This is a genomic window from Singulisphaera sp. GP187, from assembly GCF_900129635.1.
GTDB lineage: Bacteria > Planctomycetota > Planctomycetia > Isosphaerales > Isosphaeraceae > Singulisphaera.
The window spans coordinates 4392053-4406870 of the sequence record NZ_FSRB01000001.1 but is presented as its reverse complement, the minus strand read 5'-3'; the positions used below and the strand labels follow the sequence as shown (position 1 = coordinate 4406870).

Below are 14818 nucleotides of genomic sequence, written 5' to 3'. Positions count from 1 at the left end.
TGAGCGATCGCCCCGGGTTTGGCTCACGGGTTGAGTACAACCCGTGGCACCCAGGGCTTGCACATGATTCAATATCAAGGAAAACCAGAGCCACTTGCTTAGGTTTTGTTTGAGAAATGGGATGGGTGTAACTATCGGATTGGCTTCACCCAGCCTTCCGAAATACCCCATATAGTCGCTCGTCCTCTTGTTCAATATGAAATGCCCAGAATGGGGCCCATTCTCCGTTGAGGGAAATCGCCCGGAGATCGAGCATCGCTTGCGCCCCTTCGGGACGCCAACGCATGCCCGTGCGTTCCAGCCGGTCCTTCACCAAGTGCCGGCACGCTCCTTCCACCACTCCGCTGCCAATCGGCAAACCGTGCGCAAGGTATTCGTCGTACTTCATCCGATCGCGGTTCTTCTCGAAGTAGCCGGTCACTTGTTGAATCGTCTTGCGACTCGCCCCTTTCAACTCCCGTTTGGTCCTCATCTGACGCAATCCGCTGATCACGTACCGGACTTTTCCTTCCAACAGCATTCGGAGATGCTTCTCCACCCACTGCTTGGCTTCCGACTTCTGAGACGTCTCGTTGAAGAAGCACCAGGCCGCCTTCCACAAATATTCCATCACATGAAACAAGTCCAGAATACAGGTCGAGTTTTCTGGCAAGTACTCCTCCTGGCGATCGTGGAGCGCCAGCTCACCATCCGACAAGAAGACCACCGGCTTGATCCCCTGGGGGTTGCGGTTGATGACCTCGTCGGCCAACCAAAGGAACAGCGACACCTTGCCCAACAACAGGTCCGCGCGGACCCGCTTGGTGCATGGGCACGGGCGACGGTTCGCCGCCTGCTTTCTCACCACCTCGTCGATTACTTCATCAGCGGTGCGCACGAAAGGATCGATCGTGTAGACCGCTCCCACCGCCGCCATTCGCTTCTTGTTGGCCTTCTCCCCCTTGCCTCGGCGATGGTTTCTCGCCGCCGGCAAGGGCGGCGCCGCGGCGGGTCCCAACGCCGAACGCACCAGAGGTATCCCTTTGCAGTCGGCCGTCACCACAAGAATCGCTCCCTCATCGGTCGGCTCGGGTGTCGGCATATGGTCCTGGAACGGCTCGACATCGGCGGCCTGTTCGCGGTTGAGGTCTTCGGACGCTTTCACCGAAACCCCCAGCCCGAGAATGGTCTGGAGTTTCGCGATCGCCTCGGCATGCGCCTCGTCGACCACGAACTCCCCGAGCCATTGCTGAAACAGGTACGAGTACTGCCGCCAGGGCAAATGCAGTCGGGCATCAAGGGGAGCGGCTTCCACGCGGTCGTGGCCATAGCAGATCCGAGTGATGGCGATCTCGCCGAAGATCGAGAGATAGGGACGCGAGCGGGGTTCCTCAATCCTGGGCAGGACCTGGGGCGGTTCAGCCGGCCCGGCGCCGAGGAGATTCAGAGTGGGTCCGACGTCACCGTCGCCGGACGCCGCCAGAAACGCCTGGAGCAAGGCCCGTCCCATCACCAGAAGTTGGCGAAAGACGGTGTCTTCGACGTGATGAATCGGCTCTTGGTGTTGGGCCGCGACCTTGAGGCGTTCCACCATGACCCAGAAAAGATCGAGCGCGTGGTCGATGGCGATTTGCTCGGGGAGGTGCAATGGCGGGTACTTGACGGCGGTGGCGACGTGGGCGAGCATGGAGGTGGCTTCTCTTTGATGCGTAATGTCCCTGGATATGTTGACCTTCCTGGAATATACCGCATCGAGAGAGCCATTTCGAGCTCCCCTTCGCCTTCATGCAAATCCCTAAACTGTTTCAGAGAAATCATCTTCGGCAATGGCCAGAGTGCCGGAGCGGGTAGTTACACCCAAATGGGATCGGGTTCGTCTTGGACGACCAAAGCAGGGGTGGTCCCCATCGTTGGACCTCTTCCCTCCTAAACCGCGCACGCAACGGAGCGGAGTCAACGATCTTCGCTTGAATACTTCGTCAAGAGGCGGAGATTCGTCCGCGCAGGAAAAAAAGATGGAACCATTCCGGGGCGCGGGTGCTTTACTGCGTGTTGGCAACCCAAACCGAGCGGAGGGGCATCCGAAGTGGGACGCGTACCGAACGGAGTTTCTCGGCTCCACCTTCGCACGCTGTTCAGCGTGGGAGTCATCGCCGGCCTGACGGACGGGCAACTGCTGGAGCGGTTCGCGACTCACGAGGGTGAGGCAGCCGAACTCGCTTTCGCGGCGATCGTCGAGCGGCACGGGCCGATGGTCTTTCGCACCTGCCGCGGCATCCTCGGGGACGACCACGAAGCCATGGATGCTTTTCAGGCCACGTTTCTCGTTCTGTTGCGCAAGGGGAACACGCTCTGGGTCAGAGACTCGCTGGGTCCTTGGCTGCATCGGGTCGCCTGCCGCGCCTCGGGGCGTGCCAAGGTCAACGCGAGCCGGCGACGGGTCCTCGAACGCGGGGCCGCCGAACGGGGAAACCGTGAGGGAAGCGGAATCACGGGCGATCTCGCCCTGGCCCTCCACGAGGAGGTCGACCGCCTCCCGCACCATTACCGTGTGCCGGTCGTGCTCTGTGACATGGAGGGCCGTACCTATGAAGAGGCCGCACGGCACCTGGGATGTCCCGTGGGGACGGTCCGGAGCCGTCTTGCGCGGGGCCGAGAGCGGCTGCGTGGTCGACTCATTCGCCGCGGCTTGGCGCCCTCGTCCGGATCGCTTGGTCTGGCCCTCTCGGCGGATGCCGCGACGGCGGCGATGCCGGCCAACTTGGTGGGATCCACGATCCAACTGGCCACGCGGGTTCTCGTGGGAAGCACCACGACGGCCGGGGGGATCTCGGCGTCGATTCTCGAAATCACCGAAGGAATCAGTAAGATTATGCTGATAAGTAAGCTCGATTGCGTTTTTGCAGGTTTCTTGGGGGCCGTCGGGCTAGCGGCGATCGGGGCCGGTGTGCTGGCGCAACAGACGCCCGAGGTCGAGCGTCCCAGCGCTGTGCGGCCGCGGGCCGGAGCCGAGGTGACGGCGAAGCCGTTGCAGGTTGACGCGGGGTCTCGCCCCTGGGTCAAGTCTCTGCCGAACGGTGCGACTCTTGAGGTGATCGGGGTTTCGACCCTCCCGTCGGGACCCCGTTCCTGGTGGGGGCCCGATGGATCACCCTTGGCCCAGCCGCCGTGCGACCCCTTGACCACGGGTTTCGCAACGCCGGCGAATTCGATCTTCGGGGGCGATTCGATCTCCCGTGTGACCGTGGTCCGCGTGTCGAATCTGCCCACAGACTCGAACCATCTCTGTTGGATGCGCGAGAGCCGATGCCGGCGCGAGCCCGCGCGAAAGGACGGCAAGGTGGTGCCGGGCCTGAGCGTCGTGATCAGCGAGCATCGCAAGGATCTGGCGAATTTGACACTCCACTTCCAGGTGGCCGCCGAGCCCTGGCAAGTCGCGGAAACCTGGGATGTCCGCAACCCAGGATCCCGGTCCGCCCGCCAGGGTTCCCCGATCGCCCTCTGGGGACGGCCAATCTCCACCAAGCCAGGGACGACCCTGACCGTGACTCATGAGATCAAGAACTCCGCTGTCCGGCTCGTTGCAATCGATCAGAAAGGGCAAGAGCATCTGTCCCCCGAACCGGGAGACTCCAGTTTGAACGGATTTTCGCAGTTGCAGGCCGAATTTGCCTTGAACCCCGAGGAGTTCCAGAAATATCAACTTCAGAAACGGCCTTTCGAGCAGATCGAGATCCCGATTATTGCCATCGAGACTAAAAAGTAGGCTCTTCCGCGGAATCAGTGGGTGGAGGGCATGGGAGGATGAACCACGGAGACACGGAGGCACAGGGAAGAGAAGAGACGGGGGGAGAGCGTTGATCAAGAGGATCGTTCGTTTGATTCCCTCCTTCAAGACGGGGACGTTGAAGTTCAGGAGGAGGCCGAGGCGAATCTTGCTGAGTTTCAGGTACGTCAAGAATTGCGCCTCGTGGATCGAGGCCAGTCTTTCGACGGTTTTCAGCTCGAAGACGAGGCATTTCGGGATGACGATATCCATGATGTAACCACAATCAAGCGGGACGTCCTTGTAATCGACAGGGAGCTTCTGCTACCTCTGGAACAAGATGTTGTTTTGCCGCAATTCATAACACGAAAATTCTTCGTACGCCGACTCCAGCAATCCCGGCCCGAGCACTCGATGAACCTCGATTGCCGATCCGATCACTCGACCCGTTAAATCTTGAACATTCAAGACTCTTCCCTCTCCTCTGTGCCTCCGTGTCTCCGTGGTTCATCCCATTTTCTTCGGCAACAGGAACATCCGGGCCCGGACACTACGCCCTGAGCCGAACCACACCCACAGATTCTGCTGAGGAGCCTTGGAATCAGGTACGGACCCTGGGCGCCACGGGCATCGTTGCGAATCCAGACTCTTTCCCCTCGTCGAATCCCGTCTTAGTATGGGGGCGCACGGCCGTTGCGCTATGCGCCTTCGCCCTTGACTCGGTTCGCGCAAACGGGATTCCGTTCAGGAGATCCGACCTTGATGACCTGCTCCGACTCTCCCCGCCCTCGACGCACCTCGCGTGCGCTGGCTTTGTTGCCAGTCCTCGGCCTCGCGCTGGTGTTGCCCTGGCCCGTCGCGTCCCTGGCGCAAGCCCAGGCGGTCGAGGGCAAGCCCGCGGAAACCTCCAAGGGCGAACCCGCCGCGAAGACTGCCCCTAGCGAGAACCTGAATCGAGACTCGGGGGCATTGGAATTCAAGCCGGACCTCGTCGTCAAGGGGCCGGTCGATTGGCAGGTCTACCAGCGCGGCGAGGATGGCTTCGCGGACATTCCGATCGTCCTGAGCGAAGACGTCTCCGCCGACTCGAATGTCAGCGTCACTCTCCACGGAATCAACCGGCCCTCCCAGGCCGTGGCCTACCGCGACGGCAAGCTCGTGAACGTCCCGGTCGGGGGGCCGTACCAGATCAATGTCACGGTCCAAGCGATGACCAGGCGGGAGTCCGACATAAAGCGAGGAATGACGACCGCTAAAGGGTTTACGATCAGCCGGGTCTATGTCGGCGACCTCTGGGTTTTGGCCGGTCAGTCGAACATGCAAGGGGTTGGCAACCTGACCGACGTGACCCCACCTTTGGACCGAGTCATGGCTCTGGGCATGGACGGCAAGTGGGTCAGGGCCGAGGAACCGCTCCATTGGCTGGTCGACTCCCCTGACCCGGTCCATTCAGGCAACCCGGATGACCGCGCAGCCCGTTCCAAGGCCGAGCACCAAAATCGGCCCAAGGGGGCCGGCCTCGGGCTGCCCTTCGGCGTCGCGCTGAGCGCCGCGACCAACGTGCCGGTCGGCCTGGTCGTTTGCGCCCATGGGGGCACGAGCATGGAGCAGTGGGACCCGGCCAAGAAGGACGAAGGAGGGAACAGCCTCTACGGCTCGATGCTCCGCCAGATCCAGCTTGCCGGCGGAAAGGTCCGGGGGATCCTCTGGTATCAGGGCGAGAGCGACGCCATGCAGCCGGCCGCCGCCAAGTTCGCCGACCGCTTCACCAAGTTCATCGGGGCCGTCCGCGCGGATCTCGGCCAGCCCGATCTGCCGTTCTATTACGTCCAGATCGGTCGGTTCGTCATCTCGATCGATCCCCAAGGGTGGAACATCGTGCGGGACGCCCAGCGCCTGATCCCCGACCAGGTCCCCGGCACCGCGGTCGTCACCGCAATCGACCTGGAACTCGACGACCTGATCCACGTCGGTACACCCGGACTGAAGCGGCTCGGCGCTCGGCTCGCCCGGATTGCCCAACGCGAGCTTTTCGGGCAAGTGGGCGGAACCACCCCGACCCTCGATCATGTGAGCAAGCGAGCCGGCAACACCCTCGTGCTCAAGTTCAAGGGAGTCAACCGGCCGGTTGTCAACCCCCGGACCATGGTGTTTCCAATCGCCGACGGCCGCCCCATGCCTCCTTCTTCGGTCACGGCACCGATCGAAGGTCTCCGGCCCGCGCGGCATATCGGTGGGTTCTCGATTCGCAAGGACGATGGGACCGAGATCCCCTTGATCTTCGATGCAGCCGTCGGTCCCTTGAAAGACACCGTGGTCCTCAAGCTCGAGGGCGCGATCCCCGCGGGAGCCCAACTCTGGTACGGCTACGGGCTCAATCCCTACTGCAACCTGGTCGACGCCCTCGACATGGCCGTGCCCGCGTTCGGCCCGATCGCGCTCGATGAAGTGAAGTGATCTCGATCCTGATGGGAATTCCGGTCCGGCCACGTTGCCCCAAAGGAACTCGCACCATGCCTCGCTTTTTGATCGCGCTCGCGGCCCTGGTGGCCGCCTCCGCGTCCTCGTCCTCCTCGGCCACTTTTGCCGCCGAGCCCGTCAAGGTCTTGATCATCACCGGCGATAACATCAAAAACCACGACTGGACCGGCACGACGGAGGCGCTCAAGGACTTGTTGTCGGAGGGGGGGCGATTCAAGGTCGACGTGACGCCGGCCCCGAGCAAGGATCTCACCGACGCGAACCTCGCCAAGTACGACGTGCTCGTGCTCAACTACAAGGAAACGCCGCAGGGGAGCGAGGAATCGCGCTGGTCGGACGCCAACAAGGCCGCATTCCTCAAGGCCGTCAAAGAGGGGGGCAAGGGCCTGGTTGTCCATCACTTCGCCTCGGCGGCGTTCACCAACCCAAACTGGAAAGAGTATGAACAGGCGATCGCGGGCGGTTGGCGCACCCAAGGGTATCACGGCCCCGCGCACGAGTTTTCCGTCAAGAAGACCGAGGTCAAGCACCCGGTCAGCGACGGCGCTCCGGCGAAGTTCGACCATGCCATCGACGAGTTGTACTCGGCCTCGCTGCGGACTCGCGGTAGCCTCGTCCTGGCCACGGCGTATTGCGACCCGACCAAGCCGCAAGGCACTGGGATTGATGAGCCCGTGATCTGGGTGAACCAGTACGGCAAGGGCCGCGTCTTCAATAACGTGCTTGGGCACGACACCAAAGCGATGTCGGACAAGAATTATCAGGAGTGGATGCGGAGAGGGATTGAGTGGGCGGCCACCGGTCAGGTGGACACCGCCTCGAAGTGAACTGAACTGAACTGAAGTCAGGTGCGGAAACCCCGCTCCACGCTCGTCGTTCCGCAGGGATAATGATGCTCCCCTCGGGCCAGCGCGATTACAGTGCGATCCGTCTGACCCGGCACGCCCTCGAACGGTTCCAGGAACGGTTCGGGGGCGATCCTGTCGATACCGAGTCGGCGCTGCGCGCGGCACTCGGCCGGACGCGCCGGCTCGGTCGGAACGCCGACAACGGGGCCGTCGCGGTGCTGGCGGTCTACCGCGGGCGTGCCTTGGTCGCCATCCTCCAGGACGCCTCTTGCCTGACCGTCCTGACCTGGCCCCAGTTCGTCCCCCGCCTGCAAGAATTCGGTCGCACCCGCGTCCCTCGCAAGTGGGGCCGCCTGCTCCGGCGCCTGGTCGATCCCGACCTGGGACCTTGAGCCTTGAGTCGACCTGCCGTTTCATCTCGCTTCCCGTGGCTTTTTTCCCTCGCCCGTAAACCGAGCCGCGCACGCAGCGGAGCGGAGTAAGCGATGGGGTTGCACGCGGCATCGCGGAACGTCAATCTGTGAACGCTGACTCCGCTCCGCTGCGTGCGCGGCTCGGTTCAAGCGAGGATCTTCGCCGAAGTCAATCACGAAAGCGGTTCGGCCATTCAGGCTGAGTCTGATGTGGAAAGTATGATAATAAGAAGTGAGGATGCGATGAGGGGTCGATTGGGCCGCGTGGTTTGGGGGCTGGCGGTTTGCCTTCTGCTTGCTTTGCCGCTTCGTGGGGCCGGCGGGGTCACGATCCGCGTTGCGTCGCCGATGACGCCTCCGGAATGGGCGCTTCTGGAACGAGAACTGTTCCGGGCCAACACGGCGGCCTGCGAGGAATTCTTCGCGAAATATTTTGATGACAATGGATACCTTGAATGCGTCGCACGCTGGGGGGGCGACGACGGTCCGGACGACGCGATCGAGAACTGCAACGACTGGCCGCATCTCCACGCCTTGGGAGCCCCTGATAAGGTGCTTCAAATGTACAAGAAGGCCTGGGAGGGGCACTTGCGGCAGTTCACCGAGGCCAGGACGAAGCAGGTTCCGCTCGCGGTCGACGGCATGTACTACAAAGAATTCCCGGTGATGTTCGACTGGCAGCATAATGCGGAAGGACTCTCCGTCTTCAATTTGCAGGGGCTCTCCGACCCTGGCGACGTGAAGTACGGGCATCGCGTGCGGCGGTTCGCCGGGTTCTACATGAACGAAGACCCCGGAGCGCCCAACTACGACCCGGAACAGAAGATCATCCGTAGCCTATTTAACGGGAGCCGCGGTCCTTTGCTCCGCAAGGCGACGGCCAGGGACTGGGCGGGTGACCCGATCGAGGTCGAGAGCCGGTTCAAGCTCGGCCATGGCGAGCGAAGTTATGACGAGATGCTCGCTCATTTTCAGGAGTACACCGACATTGTCGGCGACCACCCGCTCAACCTCCTGGCGACGAGCCTGGCGTTGAATGCCTATATGCTCACGCACGAGGAGAAGTACCAGCGGTGGTTGCTCGAGTATGTCGACGCCTGGGCCGGGCGAATGGAAGCCAACGGCGGCGTGATCCCGAGCAACATCGGCCTCGACGGCAGGATCGGCGGGGCGAGCGACGGCAAGTGGTACGGCGGAACCTATGGCTGGGCATTCACCGTCCGGGTTCCGCAAACCGGCCTGATGGATCACCGCAACCGGGTCCACTGGTCGTTTGTTGGATTCATGAATGCCTATTTGTTGACTGGTAATGACCGCTACCTCGACCTCTGGCGCAAGCAGGCCGACGTCATCAACGCCATGGGCAAGACGGTGGAGGGCAAGCTGTTGACCCCCCGGATGTACGGCGACGACGGCTGGTACGCCTTCGAGCCCGGTCCCTATCGGTTCAATGCTCTGGAGATCTACTACCTGTCGATGAAGCCTGCCGATCGGGCCGCCACGGCCGGCGACCCCTGGCTCAAATACCTCGACGGCGGAGACTCCGGCTACCCGGTCCGCGCCTTGCGTGGCGACCTGGCGCGGATCCGCCAGCGCGTCGAGGGAATGCGTCTCGACTCCACCTCGCCCGATACCCGGCTTGCCGACGACCCGATGGAGTACAACCCGGCGAGCGTGACCGCCTTGATCCAACTGATGCAAGGGGGACTGCACATCACCCGACGTGGCTCGGCCTTGCATTGCCGCCTACGTTATTTCGATCCGATCGCCCGACGCGCCGGGGTTCCCGAAGACGTCGCCGCTCTGGTCGAAGCCATGACGGGCGACAGCGTGACGCTCACACTCGTCAACACCAGCCAGGTCGCGGCGCGGACACTCGTCGTCCAGGCCGGGGCCTATGCCGAACACCAGTTCTTGTCCGTCTCGGAGCCAGGCGACACCGAGACCCCGATCAAGGACAGCCAATTTACCGTCCGACTTGCGCCTGGGGGCGGGACTCGACTCAAGATTGCGATGAACCGGTTCGTCAATCGGCCGACGTTGCTCGCCCCCTGGGATCGGCCCTAAAGTCTGTCAGGAAGGAGAGGGCCGAGGCGTCGCCGCATTTTACTTGTCGCCCCCAAAGGCGTTTACTGGAAAGGCTTTACTGACAGATGTACGGAGCGTGGAGGGCAAAGACCCCCGAAACGCTACATTTTTTGCTTGCGGCACCGAAAGCATGACCTAGAGTAACAGGTACGGCGCGATATGTCTCGGAGGATAATACCTGGGCAGGAGGTCCCCAGTCGGAAGGAGCGGTTCACAATGCGTAACCCATGGGCCCGGCGAGTTTCCGTCAGCTTGATCCTCGCCTTCCCGCTCCTGCTGAGTCTGGTTGCTACGCCGAGTCCGGTTTCCTTCGTCCGCGGAGTCGAGGGGGTCTTGCCGATTGTTGCGGTTGAGACCGTGCTGGTGGGGGGCCTGCTGGTGGCCCGCCGCGAACGGCGCCGGCTGTTGGTTGAACTCGAGGCCGCGCGGAACCTGCCGCGGCACATCTCCCGTCCCGCGGGAGCCTTGGTCAAGGCGAAGGCCGCCGCGTGGCGTTCCGTCTCCAGTTCGCCGGGCGTCTGACGGAGCGACTCTTCGGAGCGTTCACTCGCGGACCGGCCGTTGCCCGAATCGGGTCATACAACGCCATGCAAGCCAAGTGAGGCTGAGGCTACGGCACCACGATGAATTCAACCCTGAGCGGGCGGCCTTAACTCTTTTGAGTCGGCCGCCCGCTCAGGGTTCGTTGATTGGGGTTTGGCGTCGCTCAGGGCAGGGGGGTGGCGGGCAGTTCCTTCGCCTCGGCGAGCCGGCGTGTGACTTCGGCGGCGACGGCCGCTGTGAACGAGTCGGTCGATTCCTCGCCGCCCAGGTCACGGGTCCGAACTCCCTGGCGAAGGAGGTCGAGGGTGGTCGTTTTGACCGTGTGGCCGAGGTCGGTTTCGCCAAGCTGGTAGAGCAGCATCGAGAGGGCGAGGAAGATGGCCGTCGGGTTGGCCAGGTTCTTGCCGGCGATGTCGGGGGCGGTGCCGTGGGCGGCGTCGAACAGGGCGACCCGGACGACCGCGGCGGCGTCGAACGCGAGGTTGGCGCTGGCGCCGATGCCTAGTGAGCCGGCGAGTCCGCACGCCATGTCGGAGAGGAAGTCGCCATACTCGTTGAGAACGAGCACGATTTGAAACCGCTCGGGGGTCATGATGACCTTGCCGAGGAGGGCGTCGAAGAGCTCGCTATTGTGCGGGACCTCGGGAAACTGGGCGGCCACTTCCTTGGCGATGCTCTCGAACAGGCCGTCGGTCGCCTTCTGAATCGTATATTTCGAGGCGCTCGTGACGCGCTTGTTGCCGGTCCGTCGCGCCAGGGTGAACGCATAGCGGGCGGCTTCGCGGACCGGTCGCCGCTCGACAATCCGGAGGCTGACCGCGCCGTCGTCACCAATCATCCGGCCGGGGTCGTCGTAAGTGCCGCCGGTGGCGATCCGGACGATGTCGATGTCGAGCTCGCGACGGAAGTTGGTCGGCACGCCGGGGATGGTGTAAACCGGACGATGGATGACCGAAAGGTCGAGCCGCCGTCGGAGGATGGCGTTGGGGCTTTCCTCGGCCGTCACCGTGGGGTACTTCAAGGCCACTCGACTCGCCGTGACGGCCTCGACGGCTTTGTCGTAAATCTTGAGCCCCTGGGCTCTTCGGTTCTCCAAGGTCAGGTCGACCGGGACGAATTCAAGGCGGATCGGCAGCGCCTCAGCCAGCGTGTGAACGGCGCGTGACAGCTCCGGGCCGATCCCATCGCCCAGAAGTTCGGTGACCTGATACGTCGGACGCATGGTCGGCAAGGCCCTCTGAATAAAGATTCGATCCGGGTTTGGTACCACGGACCGGTTTGCCGCGTCTCTCCCTTGGGCTGTAAGGTTCTGATTGTAGGGAGTTGGCCTGAAGTGCGTCAAACGCGATGCAATCATTGAGGGTGGCAAAACAGTCGCAGACCTTGAGTTCGACGTGGTCGGCGGATGGATTGGATCTGAGAGACTTGGCAACTTGGAAAGACGGGGGGTATATTGGGGTATGTCGCGTCGATCGACTCGCGGCGCAACGGCTTCGATGCGTCACTTCCAAGTTTTTTGAAGACGGCCCCTGAGCCATCCGCGCGGCGTGAAACCATTTCGAGATTTCGACTCCGCGAAAAGGCAGGAGAGGTCCGATGTCCACAGCGGGGAAAGTCCTAGTCGTCCTGGTCTTACTGCTCCTGCCCGTCTGGATCATCCTGGTCTCGACGGTTGCCACTCTGAATATGGAGTGGACTCAGGCGCTGGCCAAGCAAACCACGCAGATCGCGACTCTCGAGGGCGATGTGGCCAAAAACACCCAGGCCATTGCGGATCTCCAAGCGAAGATCTCCCTGGAGCAGTTGACTTCGGAGGCCGAACAGACCGTCCTCCGCGCCAGGGTCGCGGACGTCGAGCGGGCCAAGGCCGAGGCGATCGAGATCCAGACGAGCGTCAAGGTTCAGCTCGCGACGCTCCAAAACGCGGTCGCCAAAGCTCAGGTCGCTCGCAAGGACCGCGACCAGGAGCAGCAGAACGAGACCGCGGGGCTGGCCGCGGCCCGAATGAGCGTCGACGAGCTCAAGGCCGCAAACACCGAGCTCTTGAACGAGCTCACGCAACTGCGCGATGAATTCAAGTCGCTGCTCGAGTCGAACAAGACCGTGGTCGAACGGATGCTCAAGAGCACCACGCGACGGACCGGACGACCTGCCTCGTTGGTCCGACCTCTTTGAACCGGCCTTGATTCAGAATCGCGGCCCGAACTTCCTTGGGTTTTGTGGGATGGCTTATACCGCCGCTCGCTTCGCTTCAAGGAAGTGGCCCGAGTTGACGCCGAGGGGGACCTGTGGCTAGCCTACAAGGTCCCTCATGGGCGTGATTTGTTTCAGCGAAGTCTGTTCGGGAAGGCGGCGGGATGACCGAGGGCGGCACGCCCGGACCTGAGAGCGAGCGCAATGGCAACGCTCGATCAGGTACGGTCCAGTTTCGTAGCGAGGCACCGGAATCGGCCCAACCCTGGGTCGGGATCGCGGCCAATCCCGGATCGGGGCGTGGCCGTGGTCGTCGCCAGGTCGAGCGGCTCCAGGCCGAGCTCGAGCGGCTGGGACTCAGCACCCGAGTGGCCTGGTCGCTGGAAGAGCGATCGACTTTGGTGGCGGAGTCGGCGGCTGACCCGGCGGGTTGCCGTTGCCTGGTTGCGGCGGGCGGCGACGGCACGGTGGCGGCCCTGGTCAACGAACATCCGACCGTGCCGATTACCGTCCTGCCCGCGGGGACGGAAAACCTGTTCGCCCGCCACTTTCGGCTCGATCGCAACCCCGCCCGGCTCGCCTCGATCATCGCGGCCGGATCGGTCGCCCAGCTCGACCTCGGGCTCACGACGACGCGGCGGTTTACCTTGATGGCGGGCATCGGTTTCGACGCCGATGTCGTCGCCCGGCACCACTCGACCCGAGTCGGGCGCGCGGGAGTGGCCCGGCCGACCCACCGTGCCGCCTACGTTGAGTCGGTGCTGCGGTCGAGCCTGGAGTATCGCTTCCCGCCGCTCACGTTGTCGATCACCGACCCGGGAGCGGAGGAGACCTTGGTCGGCGCGACCGCCTTCATCTTCAACCTCCCGCGCTACGCGCTCGGCCTTCCGTTCGCCCCCGCCGCCCGCGGCGATGATGGCTGGCTGGACCTGATCGTCTTTCGTAATGCCGGTCCACTCCAGTCGTTACGCTACTTGTGGATGGTCCTGCGCGGGATCCATCTTGACCGCGACGGGGTCGAACACCGTCGGGTCCGCCGCGTGGTCGTCACTTCAGCCGAGACGGTTCCGGTCCAGCTCGACGGCGACCCGGGGGGCTGCGTCTCGCCGGATGGCCATCCCGATGGCGACTGGACGGTCGAAGTGCTTCCCAACGCGATCGAGGTGCTCGTGCCCGACGGTGGTTGAGCCGAAGGGGAAAGGGGACCCGGTTCGGGTCGTCATCGGGGCTGGTGCGCGATAAGATCGGCCCGGACGCCGGTCGATTTGCGCCGCGCGTCGGAGGGACGATCGCCGTCCCTTCGCCCTAGCCCAGGGAGGGAGTGCCGTGGCCTCATTGAACCCCGTGTCGGTTGGTCAGGTCGAGATTGGTCGGGGCCGTCCCTTGGCCCTGATCTGTGGTCCCTGCGTGATGGAGCCGAACGACCTGACGCTGGTGATCGCGCGGCGGTTGGTCGAGGTCTGCGGCGCGTTGGGGGTCCCCTTGATCTTCAAGGCGTCGTTCGATAAGGCGAACCGGACCTCGAAGTCGAGCTACCGAGGCCCCGGAATCGACGAGGGGCTGAAGGTCTTCGAGCGGGTCAAGGCCGAGACGGGCCTGCCGGTGACGACTGACGTCCACGAGTCTCAACAGGCCGGGCCGATCGCCAAGGTGGTCGACCTGCTCCAGATTCCCGCCTTCCTGGCGCGGCAGACCGACCTGCTCGAGGCGGCGGCGGCGACCGGCCGGCCGATCAACGTCAAGAAGGGGCAGTTCATGGCCCCTTGGGACATGTCCAACGTCGTCGCCAAGATCACCTCCTTGAGCGATGCGGGCGTGCTCTTGACCGAACGCGGGACGACCTTTGGATATGGCCGGCTGGTCAACGACTTCCGGGCGATCCCGCAGATGCAAGCCACCGGCGCCCCGGTGGTCTTCGACGCCACTCACTCGGTGCAGTTGCCGAGCGCCGGGGGGGGCGGAACCGTGACTGCGGGCGAGCGCGCGATGGTGCCCTATCTGGCCAAGGCCGCCGTGGCCGCCGGGTGTGATGCCCTTTTCCTCGAGGTTCACCCCCGCCCCGACGAGGCGCTCTCGGACGGCCCGAACGCGCTGCGACTCGATGACCTGGCCGGTCTCCTGCGGACCTGCCTGCGAATTCGCGAGGCGATCGCGGACGACGAGTCCGTCGGGCTCGCCTGAAGGCCTGTTGACCCGACCGATGAGGCGGGGCGTTGCGCCTGGCCTCTTTTTTTCTCGCCGCCGTGGCCGAACCGTGGTCTGCTGGGCCACGTAGTCAGGGAAAATGGCCGGCGCGACCGGTATCGGTCTCGCCGCGCCCGCCGCTCATCCGCAACAATGGAGCGATGGGACAGTCTTGAGCGGGTTTCGGATCCTCGTCCTCTCCCTGATTGTCCGAGTTCCTTAGTTTTATACCGGATCAGTCGGTCGGTCGGTCACCAGGCCGGGCCGGGCTGTCGACTTCCGTCGAGCGACCGCCCCACGATCGAGTCTTGTCGACGGATCAG

Annotated in this window: 11 protein-coding genes and 1 pseudogene; 9 read left to right on the top strand and 3 right to left on the bottom strand. The window is 63.4% G+C overall.

All coding sequences use genetic code 11. The features are described from left to right. Positions 1-145: 145 nt before the first annotated feature. The gene (locus BUS42_RS16995; protein ID WP_074305366.1) at positions 146-1666 is read right to left on the bottom strand and encodes an ISKra4 family transposase; all 1521 of its coding nucleotides are present in this window, start codon (positions 1664-1666) and stop codon (positions 146-148) included. A gap of 399 nt (positions 1667-2065) precedes the next feature. On the opposite strand from BUS42_RS16995, the gene BUS42_RS16990 reads away from it, so the two are divergent. Beyond that, complete coding sequence (locus tag BUS42_RS16990) at positions 2066-3745, top strand: RNA polymerase sigma factor (RefSeq protein ID WP_074308149.1); 1680 nt, start codon at positions 2066-2068, stop codon at positions 3743-3745. A gap of 117 nt (positions 3746-3862) precedes the next feature. On the opposite strand, the pseudogene BUS42_RS46515 reads toward BUS42_RS16990, so the two are convergent. Next, positions 3863-4213, bottom strand: a pseudogene (locus tag BUS42_RS46515) (GxxExxY protein); the annotation flags it as partial. Between the two features lie 294 nt (positions 4214-4507). Here BUS42_RS46515 and BUS42_RS16975 point away from each other — a divergent pair. The 5 genes from BUS42_RS16975 to BUS42_RS16955 all read left to right on the top strand — a co-directional run bounded on the left by BUS42_RS16975 (position 4508) and on the right by BUS42_RS16955 (position 10097). Beyond that, positions 4508-6202, top strand: coding sequence for a sialate O-acetylesterase (locus BUS42_RS16975; protein ID WP_074308147.1), 1695 nt, complete (start codon positions 4508-4510; stop codon positions 6200-6202). 56 nt (positions 6203-6258) lie between these two features. Further along, on the top strand, positions 6259-7053 hold the full coding sequence (locus tag BUS42_RS16970; protein WP_159452241.1) for a ThuA domain-containing protein: 795 nt from the start codon (positions 6259-6261) through the stop codon (positions 7051-7053). Between the two features lie 62 nt (positions 7054-7115). Beyond that, entirely contained in the window at positions 7116-7466 is a 351-nt protein-coding gene (locus tag BUS42_RS16965; protein WP_254053564.1) for a hypothetical protein, read from the top strand. 264 nt (positions 7467-7730) lie between these two features. Then, positions 7731-9554: a DUF8034 domain-containing protein gene (locus BUS42_RS16960; RefSeq protein ID WP_074308145.1), complete on the top strand. Its 1824-nt coding sequence runs from the start codon at positions 7731-7733 to the stop codon at positions 9552-9554. Between the two features lie 237 nt (positions 9555-9791). Continuing rightward, the gene (locus BUS42_RS16955) at positions 9792-10097 is read left to right on the top strand and encodes a hypothetical protein (protein ID WP_074308143.1); all 306 of its coding nucleotides are present in this window, start codon (positions 9792-9794) and stop codon (positions 10095-10097) included. Between the two features lie 184 nt (positions 10098-10281). On the opposite strand, the gene BUS42_RS16950 is transcribed toward BUS42_RS16955, so the two are convergent. Next, entirely contained in the window at positions 10282-11340 is a 1059-nt protein-coding gene (locus BUS42_RS16950) for an isocitrate/isopropylmalate family dehydrogenase (RefSeq protein WP_074308141.1), read from the bottom strand. 374 nt (positions 11341-11714) lie between these two features. On the opposite strand from BUS42_RS16950, the gene BUS42_RS16945 reads away from it, so the two are divergent. The 3 genes from BUS42_RS16945 to kdsA all read left to right on the top strand — a co-directional run bounded on the left by BUS42_RS16945 (position 11715) and on the right by kdsA (position 14492). Continuing rightward, a complete protein-coding gene (locus tag BUS42_RS16945) occupies positions 11715-12293 on the top strand; it encodes a hypothetical protein (RefSeq protein ID WP_074308139.1) in 579 nt (192 codons plus the stop codon). A 182-nt stretch (positions 12294-12475) separates the two neighbouring features. Then, on the top strand, positions 12476-13498 hold the full coding sequence (locus tag BUS42_RS16940) for a diacylglycerol/lipid kinase family protein (protein ID WP_074308137.1): 1023 nt from the start codon (positions 12476-12478) through the stop codon (positions 13496-13498). Between the two features lie 139 nt (positions 13499-13637). After that, on the top strand, positions 13638-14492 hold the full coding sequence (gene kdsA, locus BUS42_RS16935) for a 3-deoxy-8-phosphooctulonate synthase (protein ID WP_074308135.1): 855 nt from the start codon (positions 13638-13640) through the stop codon (positions 14490-14492). Positions 14493-14818: the final 326 nt, after the last annotated feature.